The organism is Micromonospora sp. DT201 (assembly GCF_049841575.1).
Lineage (GTDB): Bacteria > Actinomycetota > Actinomycetes > Mycobacteriales > Micromonosporaceae > Micromonospora.
On record NZ_JBNCKP010000004.1, the window covers coordinates 366,707 to 383,855 of the forward strand.

Here is a 17,149-nt window from a genome sequence, read left to right on the forward strand (position 1 = left end):
CGGAGATTGGCATTCCTGGGCCGACGGGGGATCTGCAGAACGACGTATGTCGGCCACTCGCAACCTTTAGTCGCAAAGTCGACGCGAGGAGTACCACAAGCGACGAATGGCCGTAGAACGGTTCGGGGGCTTGTGATTAGGCTGCGTGCCATGGCCAGCGATGTGGACACCGCACCGCTCGTGGGCCGGGCCGAGCTGGTGCAGACGGTTCGGACCGCGCTGCTCGGTGACGCCGCACACGGGCAGACCGCCGCCGTCTTCCTGACCGGTGAGAGCGGTGTGGGCAAGACCCGGCTGTTGGGCGAGATCGGCGACCGGCTGCGTGAGCAGGGTGCCGTGGTGCTCACCGGCAGCTGCCTGGACATCGGCGACGCGTCCCCGTTGCACCCGCTGCTGCAGGCACTGCGCCGCTTTGACGCCGAAATGTCCACCTCGCACGTACGCACCTCCTCGGCGGTGCGTGGGCTGTTGCAGATGTTCGCCGACGAGACCGCCGGCCCGGACGGCGCGGGCGCGTTGCTGGAGCGGGTCAGCCGTGGGCTGCACCTGATCGCCGAGGGCAGACCACTGGTGTTGATCCTCGATGACCTGCAATGGGTCGACCGGAGCACCCGGCAGCTGCTGCTGTACCTGTTGGCTGGGCTCGGCGACCTTCAGCTCTCCGTGCTGGCGGCCGTGCGCGCCGAGTCGTTGCAGGGCGCGCACCCGCTGCGCCGGGTGCTCACCGAGCTGCGTCGCCTGCGGACGGTGCGGGTGCTCGACCTGGCGCCGCTGGGCCGGGCCGACACCGAGAAGCTCGCCGCCGCCGTGGTCGGCCGGACCCTGTCCGCCGACGCGGCCGAGCAGGTGTGGCAGCGCAGCGGCGGCAACCCGTTCGTCATCGAGGAGCTGGCCCGCGATCTGCGCGACGGCCGCGACGGTCTGTCCGAGACGCTGCGGGAGATCTTCCTCGACCGGGTCGACGCGCTGCCTCAACACGCGCACGCGGTGGTGCACGCGGTGGCTACCGGCGTCGAGCCGGTGCAGCACTGGCTGCTGGCGCAGGTGCTGCGGTTGCCGGAGGACGAGCTGATCGACGCGGCCCGCGCCGCGGTGGCACACCGGCTGCTGGTCGGTGCCGACGACGGCTACCGGCTGCGGCACCGGCTGGTGGCGGAGGTGCTGGCGCACGAGCTGCTGCCGGCCGAGCGTTCCGGGCTGCATCGCCGCTACGCCGAGGCGCTGACCGCGGTGCCGGGTGAGCTGCACCAGGCCCGGCTGGCACACCACTGGCGGTTGGCCGGTGAGCCGGCGCGGGCGTTGCCGTCGGCGGTGGCCGCCGCACAGGAAGCCGAGCGGCTGCACGGTTACGCCGAGGCACACCGGCACTGGTCGGCGGCGCTGCAACTGGCCGCCGACCCGGGCCCGCTGGCGGTGGACCGCGTCGAACTGCTCGAGAACGCAGCCGAGGCGGCCCACCACTGTGGGGAGCACGCCCGCGCGCTGGCACTGCTGGAAGAGGTGGCCGCGCTGCGCGGCGGCGAGCCGAGCTGTGCGCTGCACATCCGCCGGGCTCGCTACCTGGCCGCCGCCGGTCGCTCGGCGCTTGCCGAGGAGGAATACCAGCGGGCGCTGGAGGCGGCGGACTGCTCCCCGCGTGACCGGGCTGCCGCCGCCGCGCGCCTGGCCGAGCTGCTGCTGCACCTGGGTCGGTACGCCGACGCCGGCCAGCGGGCACGAGAGGCGCTGGCGCTGGCCGCCAACGTGGAGGGTTCCGCCACCGAGGTGGTGCTGGCCAGCTCGGCGCTCGGCTTCAGCGACGCCTACCTGGAGGACCCGGACGCCGGCCTGGCGGTCATGCGCGACGCCCTCGACACCGCCGAGCGCGCCGGTCAGCCCGAGGACGTGGCCTGCGCGTACCTGCACCTGGCGGAGCTGCTGACCGGTCCACTGAACATCCTCGAAGAGGGCGTGGTGGTCGCCCGACGTGGCGCCGAACGGGTGGCCGAGCTCGGGCTGGGCCGCACCTGGGGGACGCGGCTGCTTGCCATCGCCATCAACGGGCTGTTCCGGGTGGGCCAGTGGGCCGAGGCGGAGAAGGTGGTCGCCACCGCCCTGCGGCACCGACCGTCCGGTGCGGACGCCGTCGAGCTGCTGCTCGCCCGGTGCCGGCTCTCGGTGGGCTACGGCGACATCGAGGCCGCCGATCGGGACCTCGACGCGGTGGCGACCCTGCTCGCCGGCGGCGGGGCGCGGCACGTCATTCCGCTGCTCACCCTGCGCTCCGGGCTGGCCATGTGGGAGGGCCGCCACGATGTGGCGCGGTTGGCGGTGCAACGCGGCCTCACCGAGAGCCGTTCCGACGACGTGACGATCCTGTCCGCGCTGGTCTGGCACGGCCTGCGCGCCGAGGCTGAGGCGCACGCCAGCCGCACCGTGGCCGTGGACCCGACGGCGGTACGCCGGCTGCGGGACGTGGCTGACCGGGTGGCCCGCAAGAGCGCCGGCGCGGCCCGTCCGGTGCGCTCGGTGGTGGAGGCATTCCTGGCACTCTGCGCCGCCGAGGTGAGCCGACTCGACCGCAGCGACCCGGAGCTGTGGGCCGCCTCGGTCACCGAGTGGGATCGACGTCATCACCCCTATCCGGCGGCGTACTCGCGGATGCGGCAGGCCGAGGCGCTGCTGGCTCGCCGCAGCCGGGTGGCCACCGCCGGCAAGCTGTTGCGTGAGGCGTACCGGGTGGCGCAGGGGTTGGGCGCGGTGCCGTTGACCTCGGAGATCCGCGAGCTGGCCGGGCGGGCCCGGGTGTCGCTGGAGGAGCGCGAGACGACCAGCGGCACGCGGAGCGCGCCGGCCGAGGCGTCCGACGACGAGTTGGCGGCGCTGACCGCACGGGAGCGGGAAGTGCTCGTGCTCGTCGCGGAAGGGCTGACCAACAAGGAGATCGGGCAGCGGCTGTTCATCAGCGAGCGGACCATCGGGGTGCACGTGTCGCACATCTTCGACAAACTCCAGGTCCGTACCCGTGTTCAGGCCAGCGCGATCCAGTTGCGCAACGTCCGGGGCTGACCGACCGCTCCGTCCACGTACGCGTGTGCGCGCCGGGATACGTCGTTCTACTGATCCGGCGACCGGGTGTCGGCTGAAAGGCTGAGCCGCGTCGACGACGGCACGGGGGATGCCGCCGACCATCGTGGAGGAGAGATGACCGAACCGGTCTGGGGGCCCGTGCACCGGGACATCGTCGACCTGCTCGCCGACCATCCCGCGGACGTGCCTGCCGTGGTCGATCACCTCACCAAGCTCCAGGACATGCTGGTGCGGCTGCCTCCGTTGGAGGACAGTTGTCCGCTGGCCGACTTCAACAGGCTCTACCTGACCATCACCACCTGTGTGCTGGACGGGTTGTACGACGACCGTTTCGTCGACCCGGCCTTTCTCTCTCGGCTCGACGTGGAGTTCGCCGCGCGGTATTTCGACGCGATGCGTCTGTGGACCGACTCCAGCCCGGGCACTCCGAAGGCATGGTCGTGCCTTTTCGAGCGGATAAGTGGGCCGGACGCCCGCCCGCTGCCCTCGGCGGCGGCCGGGGTCAACGCGCACATCAACTTCGACCTGCCGTTCGCGTTGGTGACGACGTTCGACCACCTGGAGTCGGAGCCGGTCGACGGCAGCGACCAGCACCACGACTACCTCGAGATCAACGCGATCTTCGCGGACAAGATCCCTGGCCTGCGCCGCGGCTATCTGGAGCGGTGGCAGCTACTCATCGACATGCTCAACGGTGACATCGACGACTGGTACCAGGGGGAACTGGTCGAGTACAGCCGCGATGTCGCTTGGCGTAACGCGCAGAAGATCTGGCGGTGCCGGCACGATCCGGACGCCCGCGAGTGTGAGCGCACGCGGTTGGACGACAACGCCGCTGCGCTCGGCCGGCTGCTGCTTTCGCCCCTGGGGGCGTTCCTGCAGTAGCCGGGACGGGGGGTCCCCGCGCTCCGCCCCGTGGGGGGCGGCGGAGCGCGGGGGCGCGTCCCACCAGTTCCGCCCACCCCGCGTGGGCCGCCGAAGACCCGGCCGGCCCAGGGGGTACAGCCGGTCGGCTCCGGGGGGTGTCGACCGTCTGCCACCGTCGGCCGGCGCGGGGGGTGCCGGCCGGCGGTGGGGGAGCGGCGTCGGGTTCCTGCCAGCGGTGGCGGATCCCGGGGGTGTCGGCGGGCTCGTACCGGGTACGCCCGCGCCATGACCGTCCTGGCCCGGCGCCGGCCCGCCGCCCGTCCCCGGCCCGCGCGACCCGGCCCCCTGCGGCCGGGTGGCCCGGTGCCGCGACCCCCCGCCCGGCCCGGTGCGCGGTGACCGGCGTCGCGACGCGGTTCCCGTTCCGCTTCGATCCGGCGTTCCGCCCCGCGTTGGCGCTGCTGGGGGTCCGCCCGGCGACGGCCTGGGTCGCCGTCAGCGACCGGGACCTGTTGATCCGGTACGGGCCGTGGCGGCTGCGGACCGACCGGGCGAACGTGACTGGCGTTGAGCTGAGCGGCCCGTACCGCTGGTGGCGGGTGATCGGGCCGCACCTGTCAATGGCCGACGGCGGTGCGAGTTTCGGCAGCAGCACGGCGGGCGGGATCTGCCTGCGCTTCGGCGTGCCGGTGCCGGCCCTGGTGCCGGGCGGGCGGCCCCGACACCCGGCGGCCACGGTGACCGTCGCCGATCCGCCCGCACTGGCCCGGCTGCTCGCGGCGTAAGGACCGGTCCTGAGCGAGTCACCCACCTGCCCGGTTCCGCCGGCCTGGCCCCGAGCTAGCGCCTACCGTCGGATCAGGACCTGTGAGGGTGGGACTGGCGATGGGTGACGAGCACCGGGCGAAACCACGACGCTGGGGCGGACGCCGCCACGCGCCGACCGGGCCGGACCCGGCACTGCGGGCGGCCCGCGATCCGGCCCGCCCGCACCGGGGCGGCCGGCAGGGTGTCGTGGTGCCCGAACGCGTGGCCACCCCGGCCCGGTCTGCGCCACCAGCCAGCCCACTGCGCCGGTGGCTCTTCCAACACCAGGTGCAACCACCCGGCCCGGAGACGACGGAGGGGCAGAACCGCAGGCACGCCTGGTGGCAGGTGATGTGCCTGACCGGCGTCGACTACTTCTCCACGCTGTCGTACCTGCCGGGCATCGCGGCGGTGGCGGCCGGTGCGCTCTCCCCACTGGCAACCCTGTTGATCGTCGTGCTCACCCTGTTCGGCATGTTGCCGATGTACCGGCGGGTGGCCCACGAGAGCCCGCACGGGCAGGGGTCGGTGGCGATGCTGGAGCGGCTGCTGCCGTTCTGGCGGGGCAAGATCTTCGTACTCGTGCTGCTCGGCTTCGTGGCCACCTCCTGGATCATCACGATCACCCTCTCCTCGGCCGACGCCACCGTGCACCTGATGGAGAACCCGTACCTGCCGGACGCCCTGCACGGCCCTCAGGTCCCGGTCGTGGCCACCGTGGTGCTGCTGCTCATCCTCGGCGGGGTGTTCCTGCTCGGCTTCCGCGAGGCGGTGGTGGTGGCCATCCCGCTCGTCGCGGTCTTCCTGGTGCTCAACGCGGTGATCGTCGTGGTCGCGGTGACCCGCATCGTCGACGACCCTGGCATCGTGTCGAGCTGGACGGCCGCGGTGACCTCGACCGGCGGCGGACCGGGCCAGGTGCTGCTCACCGCCGTGCTGGCGTTCCCGCTGCTGGTGCTGGGGCTTTCCGGCTTCGAGACCGGGGTCAGCATGATGCCCCTGGTCAAGGCCGACGGGCCGGACAAGCAGGCCCGGCTCGCCGCCCGGATCCGCAACACGCGCCGCCTGCTCACCACCGCCGCGCTGATCATGTCGGTGTACCTGATCTCGACGACCTTCGTGACCACGGCGCTCATTCCGCCTGAGGAGTTCCGGCCGGGCGGCGGCGCGAACGGGCGGGCGCTGGCGTTTTTGGCACACACCTACCTGGGGGAGGTGTTCGGCAGCGTCTACGACGTGAGCAGCGTGCTCATCCTCTGGTTCGCCGGCGCCTCGGCGATGGCCGGGCTGATCAACATCGTGCCGCGCTACCTGCCCTCGTACGGCATGGCACCGGAGTGGGCCCGGGCGGTGCGTCCGGTGGTGATCGTCTACACCGTCGTCAGCGTCGCCATCACGATCGCCTTCCGGGCCGACGTCAACGCGCAGGCCGGAGCGTATGCGACAGGCATCCTGGCGATGATGGTCTCCGGGGCGGTGGCGGTGACGATCTCCTCGGCCCGCCGCCGCCACCGCGCCTTTGCGATCGGGTTCACCGTGCTCACCCTGGTGCTGCTGTACGCGCTGCTGGAGAACGTCATCGAGCAGCCGGACGGGATCACCATCTCCGCGCTGTTCATCCTCGGCATCATCGTGGTCTCGTTGATCTCCCGGGTCACCCGGACCACCGAGCTGCGCGCGGAGCGGATCGAGTTCGACGAGCGGGCCCGGCACTTCATCACCGAGTCGCTGGCCCACGACGGGCAACTGCACCTGATCGCGAACAAGAGGCAGAGCGGGTCGGTGAAGGAGTACACGGTCAAGGAACGGGCGCAGCGGGGGATGAATCCGGTGCCCGGGGCCGCGGACGTGCTGTTCCTGGAGATCGACGTGGTTGACCCGTCGGAGTTCAGTCAGGTGCTGCGTGTGCACGGGATCGAGGTGGGTGGCTTCCGGGTGTTGCGGGCCAGCAGCCCGGCCGCGCCCAACGCGATCGCCGCGATCCTGCTGGCCCTGCGTGACGCCACCGGGGTTCGGCCGCACGCGCACTTCGAGTGGTCGGAGGGGAGCCCGATCGCGCACCTGGCGCGCTATCTGATCCTCGGTCGCGGTGACACCCCGCCGGTGGTACGCGAGATCATCCGTCGGACCGAGCCGGACCCGTTGCGTCGTCCCGGCATTCACGTCGGCGGGTGACCTGGTGCCCCGCCTGACCGACAGAAAAGATGAATAGGGGCACTATTCACGTTCACGCCTTCCTGTCCGTATTGCGGACCTATCGTGACGTTTGGTGGCCGGCGGCACGTCGAGCCCCCCGCGCCCGGATCGGCGCGCGGTCACGTCAGGCAGGCAGGAAGGCAGGCACCTTTGATGTCCTCGTACCGAAAAGGAGACCGCGAGATCCGACCCAGGCGGCGGCCCCGGTGGTTCATAGCCAGCGGCTTCCTGGCGGGGAGCCTGGTCGTGGGAGCGGCCGGAGCGGCCGGCGTGGCCGCTGCCGCCGACCGTGCCCTCTCCCTCCCAGGTCTGGGCCACTTGTCCGCGACGGCCGGAAGTGACGACGACCGCCGTGCCGGCGAGCAGGGTGAGGCGGAACGCGACCGGGACGGGGCCGACCCGGCCACGGGCACCCCGGGCACCGGCAAACGTGGCGTGGTGTCGGTGCCCTGCGACGCGGCGAAGCTCGTGGCGGCCCTGGTGACGGCCAACGCCGAGGGCGGCGGGGAGCTACGGCTCGCCCCCAAGTGCCGCTACGTCCTCACCGAGGCGTTCCACGAGACCGACCAGTACGACGGGGGGATCCGGGACGCGCGGGAAGCCGCCGACGCCGCGGAGACCCCGGGTGACGCCGACGCGCCGCCGCACAACCCGGCCGACGACACCGCAGGCCTGCCGGTGATCTATCAGGCCATCACGATCGACGGCGCGGGCGCCACCATCGCCCGGGACGCCCAGGCCGCCGCGTTCCGTTTCTTCACCGTCCGCGACGGCGGCGAGTTGACGCTGCGCGATGTGGAACTGCACAACGGCCGCTCGGCCATCGAGGGTGGCAGCGTGCACGTGGTGCACGGTGCCACCGCCGTGGTGGAACGGGTCACCGTCACCCAGAGCACCTCGCTGTCACCCGAGGGGGGCGGTGGGGGCATCTTCAACGACGGCAACATGGTGGTCACCGATTCCACGTTCATCGGCAACAGCGCCGCCGGCGCCGCGGGCAAGGGCGGGGGCCTGCTCAACGGTGGTGTGCTGACGCTGAAGCGTTCCGAGTTCCAACGCAACAGCGCCAACGCGTACGGCGGCGGGCTCGGCAACTACCGTGGTGCGGCCGACGTGGAGAGCGTCTCCTTCACTCAGAACAGCGCCGGTCAGGGCGGCGGGCTGGCCAGCTTCTCGGCCCGGACGAAGGTCGTCGACACCGAGTTGCTGAACAACACCGCGCAGATCGGTGGCGGTGCCGCGAACTCCGACGCGGTGCTGGTGATGCGCAAGATGACCATCCGCGGCAACACGTCCACCGTCAACGGTGGCGGCATCTCGACCGTGAAGGGCCTGACGCCGCTCGACGACAGCGTGGTCGACGGCAACACCACCCACGGCCTCGGCGCCGGCATCTACGCCGAGAAGGCGAACCTGCTGGTACGCGGCAGCGACGTGACCCGCAACGAGGCGGTCGGCGCCGCGTCCAGCGGCGGCGGCATCTACGCGAACGCGGGCTCGGTGGCGATCTACACCAGCAAGGTCACCCACAACGCGTCGACGGTGAAGCCTGGTGGCATCTCCGCCGTGCACGCCCAGGTCAAGATCGACGACGAGAGCGTGGTCGTCGAGAACGAGCCGACCAACTGCGAGGGCAGCCTGGTGCCGATCGCGCACTGCTTCCGCTGAACAGGACCGCGCACCCATCCCGAGCGCGCAGCCAGCCGCCCCGACGATCAGTCGGGGCGGCTCGCCGCGCTTGGCTCAGCCCATCGCGCGTAGGCGGCCGGAGAGGTCCGCGGCGAAGAAGTTGAGGAAGCCGTCCGGGTCGGGGCCGGCGTTCTGCAGGACGATGTGGTCGAAGCCCGCCTCGGCGTACGCCCGGACCTTGGCGACGTGCGGCTCCGGGTCGGGGCCGATGGCGAAGAGTTCGCGGATGTGCTTCTCCTCGACGTACGCGCTGGCGGCGTCGAAGTTGACCGGGTTCGGCAGCTCGCTCATCACTTTCCAGCCGGTGACCATCCACCGACTGGTCTGCAACACCGCCTGCACCGCCTGTTGCTCGTCGCTGGCCCAGGCCAACGGCACCTCGGCGTAGCGCGGGCCTGACCCGTGGGCGCGTCGGTAGTGCTCGACGATCGACGCCTCCGGGTCGGTGGCGAACAGCCCGTCGCCCAACTCGGCGGCAAGACGGGCTGACGCCTCGCCACTGGCCGCTACGGCGATCACCGGCGGGGTGCCCGGTAGGTCGAAGACTCGGGCGTCCTCCAGTTGCAGGTGCCGACCCTCGTACGACTGGTAGCCACCCTGCCAGAGCAGTCGGATGATCTCCAACGCCTCGCGAAGCCGCTCGTGCCGGCCCCGGACACTGGGGAAGCCCTGCCCGACCACGTGCTCGTTGAGTCGCTCGCCGGCCCCCACCCCGAGGGTGAATCGCCCGTCGGAGATCAGCGCCATGGTCGCTGCGGCCTGCGCGATGATCGCCGGGTGGTAGCGGACGGTCGGGCAGGTGACGCCGGTGGCCAGGCGCAGGGTGCTGGTCCTGGCCGCGATGGCACCGAGCACGCTCCAGGTGAAGGACGAGTGTCCCTGCGCGTCCAGCCAGGGGTGGTAGTGGTCGCTCATCTCGACGAAGTCGAAACCAGCCTGCTCAGCCTGGACTGCCTGCCGGATGATCTCCTGCGGGCCGTAGCCCTCCGAGGCCAGCTTGTAGCCGATCTGCATGCCACGCTCCCGATTCCGTCCGCCAGCTGACGCCGGGTCGGTTCCCGACCCCGGCACCGACAAACGCCGCCGAGGCGTGCAATCCAGCCTCCTAGGATGCCGTAGGGGTTGTGCGGCGCACGAACAGCACTAACACGGTCACCGACAACCAGGCCGACGTGCAGCGGCCCGTGCCCCCTGACTCGGGCACGGGCCGGTGTGCGTGCGGGTCCTACTTGGACGGCTCGGGCAGCTTGCAGTCGACCTTGGGGTTGGCGCCGATGTAGTTCAACGGCCCGGCCACGATGGTGACCAGGATGGTGCCGGCCTCGGCGCAGTTGGTGTCGTCACCGCTGTAGTAGCCGCGCTGGCCAGCGGCGATCGCGCCGATCACCAGCCAGATCACGACGATGACTCCGAGTATCGAGGTGCCGCGCATCGCTGCCTCCTGGGGGTATGTGGTGGATGTGAGGTGCAGGCGTTGTACCCAATCGGGTCGCGCGGCTAACGGCAGCGCGCCGAGACCGCGTTGGGTCCTCCGTCCGGCCGGTGTCGTCCGCCGTTGAGTACCCCCAGGCATCGGCCGCCAGCACCGGGTAACGCCGGGCGGCTATCGGATCGACGACGGACCCCGTCGTCGTACGTGCCGGCGGACGTAGAACTGCCTTCACGGCCCCGCCGAGGAGGACCCATGGACGCCCCGACACCGCCCCTCTACATCGACCGCCCCGACGACGTCGCGGTCGCCGCCCGCGCGTTGGCCGGCGGTGCGGTCGTCGCGGCGGCGTTCGCCAACTTCTACGTCATCGTCACGCGTCCCGACGCGGACACCGTCCGCCGGGTCAACCTGGCCAAGGGCCGTCCGGTCCACCAGGTCGGCAGCATCACCACCGCGATCGGCCGGATCCCGGGGATGTTCGACTGGACGCGGATCTCGCCGCGGTTGCCGGTGGGCCGGGTGCGGGCGCTGATGGACGCCCTCTACGGTGCCGGGCCGTTCGGCTTCCGCGGACCGGCCGCGGAGCCGCTGCCCGAGCACCTCACCCACGTCGACCAAGGGGTTCGGACCACCCAGGTGATCGCGCCCGGCCTGACCTGCCCGTCCAACGCCTTCTTCGAGCGGGCACTCGCCGAGACCGGATCGGATCACCTCTACATCACCTCAGCGAACCGGTCCCGGCATCTCACCGGCGCCACCGAGGAACCGGCGCACTGGAAGGCCCAGGCCCTCGCCGCCGATTTCGCCCACCTCGACGACCTGGTGGTGCTCGCCCACACCGACGAGGCGGCGGCCCGCGCCGCATACCCGGGCTACCTCACCACCTCGGTCACCCTGCTCTCCTTCCACGCACCGGAGGGTGAGCTCGAGGAGCCGCCGGTGCTCAGCGTGGACCGGCACGGGTCGCTGCACCTGGACGACGTACGCCGCGCCGCCGCGCCGCTCGGCCTGCAGGTGCGCCTCGGCGCTACCGCTGGGCAGCGGTTGCAGGTCCGGAGGTACGCCGGGGCGCTGGTGTGAGCAGCTACCGCATCGGCCTCGTGGTGCCCAGTTCGAACACCACCATGGAGACCGAGATCCCGGCGATGCTGCGCCGGCGCGAGACCGTCGACCCGACGGTTCGCTTCACCACACACGCCAGCCGGGTACGACTGCGTCAGGTGACCACCGACGAGTTGGCCCGGATGAACCGCTCCGCTCTCCGGTGCGCCGCCGAGTTGGCCGACGCCCGCTGCGACGTGCTCGCGTACGCCTGCCTGGTGGCGGTGATGTGCGAGGGCGTCGGCGCGCACGAGCGGGCCGAGCGGCGGCTTGGCCGTGCGGCCGTTCGTGCTGGGCACGAGATGCCGGTGGTGACCAGTGCGGGCGCGTTGGTCGCCGGGCTGCGTGCGATGGGTGCCCGCCGGGTGGCGCTGATCGCGCCGTACCTGCCGCCGTTGACCGCGACCGTCGCCGCCTACCTCGCCGCGCACGGTGTGCACGTGACCGAGGCGGTGAGTCTGAGCGAGCCGGACAACGTGGCGGTGGGGCGCATCCCCACGTCTCAGCTCGTGGAGTTGGCCGATCGGCTGGACGTGACCGACGTGGACGCGGTGGTCCTCTCCGCCTGCGTGCAGCTGCCGTCGCTGGCGGCGGTGCCGCAGGTGGAGGCCCGGCTCGGCCGTCCAGTGCTGACCGCGGCCACCGCTACCGTGCACCAACTGCTCACCAAGCTGGGTGTCGAGCCGTACGTTCCGGACGCCGGCCGACTGCTGGCCGGGCCGACTCCACACTGAGCGGGCGCACCGACCGTTTCAGCGCGGTGGGGCCGGGGCCTCCGGTGGCTTCCCGTAGCTACGCCGGAAGTCCGCGTAGGCCACGCCGAACAGCACCAGGAGGGCACCGAGGGAGGCGAACATCGGCGCCAGAAACAGCACGGCCGGCGCGATGGTCAGGAGCGCCAGCACACCGCCGGGGCGGGACAGCGACACCCGGCTGAACACCTCGTACTCGAAGGAGGCCCGGCCGGCCAGGAAGAGTGCCGGGCCACCGAGGATCACCGCCGCCCAGGCCGGTGGGGTCCGCCCCGTCGGTTCGTGCAGTACGAGGTCGAACCCGGCGGCCGTGGTCACCACCCCGGCGACCATCAGCAGGTGGGTGTACGGCGCGGTGAACAGGAACTTGTTCGGCGAACCCGACTCCTTGATGGCCACCGGCAACAGCTGGCCGGACTTGTGCACGTAGATCCGCCAGAGCAGCAGGGTGGTCAGAAACGCCACCGCGAGCACGGCGAGGTTCTCCGCCTCGCTGTGCGCCGTGCTGAACATGCTGCCGATGGTCAGGATGGCGTCGCCGAGGGCGATGATGAAGAACTGCTGGTAACGCTCGGAGAGGTGCTCCGCCGCGACGTTGCGCTGCTGTTCGGGCACCACACCGAGCCCGGGCACCGGGTACGCGAGCCGGAAACCGATGTAGTCGATGGCGAGCGCGATGGCCCAGCACACCAACCGTGCGTCGTCGCTGACGAACGCGCCGATGATCCACGGGATCGCGGACACGGCGAACCAGATGAAGATGCGAGCCGCCCGGCGCTGGGTCTGCGGTTCTCGGCGTACGGCCGGCATCAGGAACAGCCCGCGCCCGAGGTGGATCGCCACGTAGGTGCCGGCGAAGACGATCCCTCGGTCGTCGAACGCCGCCGGGATCGCCGTGGTCATCAGCAGCGCGCCGAACATCACGGCGCTGATCAGCAGCTTGATCTCGGTTCGTTCCGGGTCGTACAGGTCGGTGACCAGGGTGGTGATCACCCACGTCCACCAGACGGCCGCCAGCATGATCAGTGCCTGCCCGGCCCGGTGCCAGTCGAGCTGGTGCACCAAACCCCTGGAGATGAGCGCCAGCGCGACCACGTAGACCAGGTCGAAGAAGAGTTCGAGGAGGGTCACCCTGCGCGGGGCCTCCGGGTCACGCACCGGAGGGCGCCGGGTCTGCGGGGACCCGGGCTCCGGCGCGGGGAGGTGCACGGGCTGCTCCTGCGGTACGGGTCGACACGACGGACCCGACCGGCCCACCTCAACCGACGGTAACGATCGACCGATTGTGGGACGCCGGATTCGTCGCGTCTTCCCCCGGCCGAGTCGATCATCTGCGCCTCCGCGCCCGAGGATCTTCCGCGCCAACGGCCGAGCCCCCGGCCTGCCGTCGCGTTGGACGGCCACCGGGGGCTCGATGTCAGGCGTCAGGCCTGGTTGCCGCCCGGCAGCACCGCGGCCATCTCGTCGGCGGCACCGGCGAGCACGCGGGCCTGCTGCGGCCAGCTGGCCAGCCCGGGTGCGGCGCGCAGGCCGGCGGCCCGGATCAGGTCGCGCAGCGCCGGCTCGTCCAGCTCACCGAGCTGGCCGTACGTGCGCACACCGGCGTCCTGCAACGCGGCCGCCATCTTCGGCCCGATCCCCTGGATCCGGCGGAAGTCGTCGGCCGGGCCCGTCGGGTCGGCGTCCACGCCGCCGATGGTGTCGGCGGCCGTACGCACCGGCGGGGTCGCGCTGGCGGTCCGGACCGGAGGCGTCGCCACCGCCGGCCGCGTCGGCTCGGCGTCGGCGTCCACCGACTCGGCGCTCACCTGCGGCTGAACCGGCAGCGGGTCGAAGGCCGTGACCTCGATCGGCGCGTCGTCGGCCGGCGTGGTGTCAGCCGGGGTGGCGTCGAGCGGCGCGTCGTCGGCGGCGGTGGCCTCGGCCGGGATGGCGTCGAGCGGCGCGTCGTCGGCGGTGGCCTCGGCCGGGGCGTCGTCGGTCGGGGTTGCGTCCGACTGCGGGGCGTCGTCGGTCGGGAGGTCGTCGGCGGGCAGGCGGGGGGAGACCACGGCCGCCGGAGCGGGCTGCTCCTCGACCGCGACCGGCGCGGGGGTCGATTCCACGGCGGGCTCGTGCAGTTCGGTCGCGTCGACCGGCTCGGCGGCGGGGACCGGCGGCGGGGCGTCGGTCAGTGCCATATCGGCTGGGTCGACGCTGCTCGGGGTCTCCGCCGGGGTGGGGTCGATCGGTGCGGTCACCGCGGCCGGCGCGCTGACCGTGTCCACCGGCACCGGCTCGTCGGCGACTGCGGTCGGGGCCGGGTCGACGGCGGCCGCGGGCTGGGCCTCGTCGGTGGTGGCCGCCGGCGTCGGCGTGGAGATCACGGCCAGGCCAGCGACGGGATCACCGTCCACGATCGACCGGCCTTGCCCACTGCCCTGTGCGCCCCGCCGGCCGCGCAGCAGCCACCCGGCGGCCAGACCCAGCACCAGTGCCAGCACCACTATCAGCGAGTGTCCGATAGACCACGCCACGGCGAACCTCCCTCTCATGTCGTCGGATAAGTCGCGAGAAAAACTCGCCGCAGCTTCGCACACGCGTATTTCCGATGACAGAGAGGATCGGTCGATGGCGTTTCGGATGAGACACCCCACGTCAGGGGGTGTCTGCCCAGTGACGCAGCGTCGTGCCTGACGGCGAAAGGCAACGCCGAGAGCGCTCGCCATCCGTTTTGGCTGTCTGCCATGTCGAGGTGTTGTTGAGCGATATGCCTCAGAGGTTGAATATGACTCTGAGGTATATCGCTCAACACCGCATCCGCCCTGACGGAGGTGACCGACGGTCACCGCCGGCCGCCGGCTGCGCCCACCGCCCAAGCCAGGGTTAGAACAGAGGTCCTCTTCGGCAGCGCGCGCCTACTTGGAGGTCAGCTCCTGCGTTAGCCGATCCAGACCGACCTTGATCAGCTGCGCGTACGCGTCATCGCCAAGCGCGTCGATCCCCGCCTGCGCACGCTGGAGGCACTCGCGGGCACGGCCGAGATCGCCGAGCTTTCGGTAACACTCACCCAGGTTGAGATGCAACGACGGATACAAAGCTGCCACCGACATAGGCACTCCAGCCTGCGCAACCCGGTCATCGGTGAGCAAGCCGGCCGCTGCCAGCGCCCGCTCGTCCCAGACCAGCTCCTGGTGCACGTCGTCCTGTACGTCGGCCATCGAGTGCGCCAGAACGCAAACATGCAACGGATCGCCTCGCTCACCGCCGATCTCATCCCAGATCTGCGCGAACAAGTCTCGAGCAGCCTCACGCTGGCCCTGCTGATGATGCAACTGCACCCCTTCATTGATGCGAGCGAGGGTCTCATCGGTGATCATCAACGACTCCTGCAGGGCTCATCTCGACGATGGCACGGATCGTACTTGCCTCAACACCCAGCGGCAGACTGCCCGAGCCGTCCTATGGCCTCACCCGCGAGTGCATTACCGGCATGATCCGCGCCGAAAGACAGTCAGTTGATCTCGAGAGGAAGCCGCCCTCAGTCCTGGTCGCCCTCGTAGGTGTGGAAGTCGTCGACGAACCGGCGACGAAGCCGCGGCACCCGGCTGGTCACTCCGAAGTAGCCACGGGCGCCGGCCAGCGCGAGTCGACCCACCACCGGCCGGTACATCCGATCGTCGCCGTTGGTGCCGCTGCGGTTGAGCGAATCGGCGACCCGGGCGAAGCCGTACGGCACCATCGCGGCCTCGTAGTCTGCCACCGCCTGCAGCAGCGTCTTGTCGCCGGCGACGGCGCGGCTGAGCTGCTCGCAGAGCAGGCGGGCGTCGCGCAGCGCGGTGTTCGCGCCCAACCCGCGACCAGGGGTCATGGTGTGGATGGCGTCGCCGAGCATGGTGACGGTGCTGCTCTTCCAGGGGGGCACCGGCTCGGACGTGGACACTTTGATCGGTAGGGCACTGGCCGGCTCCGCGCGGGTCAGCAGCTCCTTGAGATTCGAGTGCCAGTTGGAGGTGAGGTCCAGGGCGACCCGCAACACGTCCTCGCCGCGGCGCTCCATCACGTCGGGCGGGAACCGGCGGGCCGTGCTCCAGATGATCAGGTTGATGTTGTCGCTGGTGGTGTCGTGGCGCAGGCCGGGCCACTCCCGCAGCAGGGCAGCGTCGGCGTCGCTGACGCCGGGTTTGATCCTCCGCTCGCTGTCCCACTTGAACTCCATGACGTGCAGCACACCCATGATCCCGCCGACCCCGAAGATCAGCGAGATGCCCTGCCGGACCCGCTCCGGAACGAGGCCGCGGGTGTGCGCGGTCAACGGGATCCGGGTGGCGATGTTGATCGTGCCGGCGTCGCGGGTGACGGCGTGCGGCAGATACTGGCGGCGCACCGCCGATTGGGTGCCGTCCGCCGCCACCAGCAGATCGCCGGTGGCGCTGGTGCCGTCGGCGAAGTACGCGGTGACCGTGCCGTCGTCGCGCTGCTCATAGCGGGTGCAGGTCTTGTCGAAGTGCACCACGTCGTCGAGCCCGGTCAGCAGCACCTGGCGCAGCACCATCCGGGCCACCGAATGTTCGGTGTGCACCGGGTCGGCGGTCGGCCGCAGTGCGAACGAGGCAGTCTGGCGTAGCCCCTGGGTGACCACGTTGAAGTAGTGCGGCGGCTGCGCGCAGGTGGCCAGGAAGGTGGCGAACAACTCCGGGGGCAGGCACTCCCGCAGAGCTCGGCTACCGGTTGGACCGATGCCGACCCGGTAGCCGAGCAGCCCCTCGGCGCGGTTGCGGTGCCGTTCGTAGACGGCGACGCTGATCCCGGCACGGCGCAGGCCGTGCGCCAGACACAGCCCGCCCGTGCCGGCGCCGATGATGAGGACGTGCGGTGGCGCGGCGGCCATGTCAGCCGGCCGGGTGCGCTGCGGGCGCGGGGGTGGCGTCCCACCGGTAGAAGCAGCCGGCGATCGCGTCCCGGGGGGAACGCCAGGTCGGCAGGTACGGCGACGTGTGGGCGGAGAGCCGCTCGTTGACCTGCTCGAAGAGCGGATGGTTGCGGGCGGCCGCGAGCGCGTCCGGGTCGACGTCGTCCGAGGTCTCCAGGACGTGGACGTACAGGTCGTGCAGGCAGTACAGGGACCGGTGCGTGACGCCGGTCAGACCAGGAAGTTCGGTGGCGTCGGATTCGGCGAAGATCTGCGCGACCCGCCCCTCCGCGCCCGGGATGATCCGGCTGACGATCAGTAGGCGACTCATGGGTTCCCCTTCCG

General features: G+C 71.2%; 14 protein-coding genes. 7 read left to right on the forward strand and 7 right to left on the reverse strand.

The features are described from left to right. The first annotated feature begins 150 nt into the window (after positions 1–150). The 5 genes from ACLQ28_RS11180 to ACLQ28_RS11200 all read left to right on the forward strand — a co-directional run bounded on the left by ACLQ28_RS11180 (position 151) and on the right by ACLQ28_RS11200 (position 8,607). A complete protein-coding gene (locus ACLQ28_RS11180) occupies positions 151–3,048 on the forward strand; it encodes a helix-turn-helix transcriptional regulator (RefSeq protein WP_425686147.1) in 2,898 nt (965 codons plus the stop codon). Between the two features lie 135 nt (positions 3,049–3,183). Then, a complete protein-coding gene (locus ACLQ28_RS11185) occupies positions 3,184–3,954 on the forward strand; it encodes a DUF5995 family protein (protein ID WP_425686148.1) in 771 nt (256 codons plus the stop codon). A 377-nt stretch (positions 3,955–4,331) separates the two neighbouring features. Next, the gene (locus ACLQ28_RS11190; protein WP_425686149.1) at positions 4,332–4,721 is read left to right on the forward strand and encodes a hypothetical protein; all 390 of its coding nucleotides are present in this window, start codon (positions 4,332–4,334) and stop codon (positions 4,719–4,721) included. Between the two features lie 100 nt (positions 4,722–4,821). After that, positions 4,822–6,918 carry an amino acid transporter gene (locus tag ACLQ28_RS11195; protein ID WP_425686150.1) on the forward strand — a complete coding sequence of 699 codons (2,097 nt, stop codon included), beginning with the start codon at positions 4,822–4,824 and terminating at the stop codon, positions 6,916–6,918. 174 nt (positions 6,919–7,092) lie between these two features. Beyond that, on the forward strand, positions 7,093–8,607 hold the full coding sequence (locus ACLQ28_RS11200) for a hypothetical protein (RefSeq protein WP_425686151.1): 1,515 nt from the start codon (positions 7,093–7,095) through the stop codon (positions 8,605–8,607). Positions 8,608–8,682: 75 nt separating this feature from the next. Here the strand turns inward: ACLQ28_RS11200 and ACLQ28_RS11205 are convergent, their stop codons facing one another. Both ACLQ28_RS11205 and ACLQ28_RS11210 read right to left on the reverse strand, forming a co-directional pair. Next, a complete protein-coding gene (locus tag ACLQ28_RS11205) occupies positions 8,683–9,642 on the reverse strand; it encodes a TIGR03557 family F420-dependent LLM class oxidoreductase (RefSeq protein WP_425686152.1) in 960 nt (319 codons plus the stop codon). 211 nt (positions 9,643–9,853) lie between these two features. Then, positions 9,854–10,060, reverse strand: coding sequence for a hypothetical protein (locus tag ACLQ28_RS11210; protein WP_030327576.1), 207 nt, complete (start codon positions 10,058–10,060; stop codon positions 9,854–9,856). Between the two features lie 252 nt (positions 10,061–10,312). On the opposite strand from ACLQ28_RS11210, the gene ACLQ28_RS11215 reads away from it, so the two are divergent. Both ACLQ28_RS11215 and ACLQ28_RS11220 read left to right on the forward strand, forming a co-directional pair. After that, on the forward strand, positions 10,313–11,140 hold the full coding sequence (locus ACLQ28_RS11215; protein ID WP_425686153.1) for a hypothetical protein: 828 nt from the start codon (positions 10,313–10,315) through the stop codon (positions 11,138–11,140). After that, a complete protein-coding gene (locus ACLQ28_RS11220) occupies positions 11,137–11,895 on the forward strand; it encodes a maleate cis-trans isomerase family protein (protein WP_425686154.1) in 759 nt (252 codons plus the stop codon). Before ACLQ28_RS11215 ends, ACLQ28_RS11220 begins: the two co-directional genes overlap by 4 nt. Positions 11,896–11,913: 18 nt before the next feature. On the opposite strand, the gene ACLQ28_RS11225 is transcribed toward ACLQ28_RS11220, so the two are convergent. From ACLQ28_RS11225 to ACLQ28_RS11245, 5 genes are all read right to left on the reverse strand, one after another. Then, positions 11,914–13,122: a low temperature requirement protein A gene (locus tag ACLQ28_RS11225; RefSeq protein ID WP_425686155.1), complete on the reverse strand. Its 1,209-nt coding sequence runs from the start codon at positions 13,120–13,122 to the stop codon at positions 11,914–11,916. 215 nt (positions 13,123–13,337) lie between these two features. Further along, positions 13,338–14,429: a helix-hairpin-helix domain-containing protein gene (locus ACLQ28_RS11230; protein ID WP_425686156.1), complete on the reverse strand. Its 1,092-nt coding sequence runs from the start codon at positions 14,427–14,429 to the stop codon at positions 13,338–13,340. Positions 14,430–14,810: 381 nt separating this feature from the next. Continuing rightward, positions 14,811–15,272 carry a tetratricopeptide repeat protein gene (locus ACLQ28_RS11235; protein ID WP_425686157.1) on the reverse strand — a complete coding sequence of 154 codons (462 nt, stop codon included), beginning with the start codon at positions 15,270–15,272 and terminating at the stop codon, positions 14,811–14,813. A 161-nt stretch (positions 15,273–15,433) separates the two neighbouring features. Then, positions 15,434–16,783, reverse strand: a complete 1,350-nt coding sequence (locus ACLQ28_RS11240) for an FAD-dependent oxidoreductase (protein WP_425686158.1) — start codon at positions 16,781–16,783, stop codon at positions 15,434–15,436. 1 nt (position 16,784) lies between these two features. Continuing rightward, complete coding sequence (locus ACLQ28_RS11245; RefSeq protein ID WP_425686159.1) at positions 16,785–17,135, reverse strand: TcmI family type II polyketide cyclase; 351 nt, start codon at positions 17,133–17,135, stop codon at positions 16,785–16,787. Positions 17,136–17,149 lie beyond the last annotated feature (14 nt).

Bases quoted from the DNA above. Each gene is read 5' to 3' on its own strand.
- ACLQ28_RS11180 (WP_425686147.1), top strand. From the start codon at position 151: ATGGCCAGCGATGTGGACACCGCACCGCTCGTGGGCCGGGCCGAGCTG.
- ACLQ28_RS11185 (WP_425686148.1), top strand. From the start codon at position 3,184: ATGACCGAACCGGTCTGGGGGCCCGTGCACCGGGACATCGTCGACCTG.
- ACLQ28_RS11195 (WP_425686150.1), top strand. From the start codon at position 4,822: ATGGGTGACGAGCACCGGGCGAAACCACGACGCTGGGGCGGACGCCGC.
- ACLQ28_RS11200 (WP_425686151.1), top strand. From the start codon at position 7,093: ATGTCCTCGTACCGAAAAGGAGACCGCGAGATCCGACCCAGGCGGCGG.
- ACLQ28_RS11205 (WP_425686152.1), bottom strand. From the start codon at position 9,642: ATGCAGATCGGCTACAAGCTGGCCTCGGAGGGCTACGGCCCGCAGGAG.
- ACLQ28_RS11210 (WP_030327576.1), bottom strand. From the start codon at position 10,060: ATGCGCGGCACCTCGATACTCGGAGTCATCGTCGTGATCTGGCTGGTG.
- ACLQ28_RS11215 (WP_425686153.1), top strand. From the start codon at position 10,313: ATGGACGCCCCGACACCGCCCCTCTACATCGACCGCCCCGACGACGTC.
- ACLQ28_RS11235 (WP_425686157.1), bottom strand. From the start codon at position 15,272: ATGATCACCGATGAGACCCTCGCTCGCATCAATGAAGGGGTGCAGTTG.
- ACLQ28_RS11240 (WP_425686158.1), bottom strand. From the start codon at position 16,783: ATGGCCGCCGCGCCACCGCACGTCCTCATCATCGGCGCCGGCACGGGC.
- ACLQ28_RS11245 (WP_425686159.1), bottom strand. From the start codon at position 17,135: ATGAGTCGCCTACTGATCGTCAGCCGGATCATCCCGGGCGCGGAGGGG.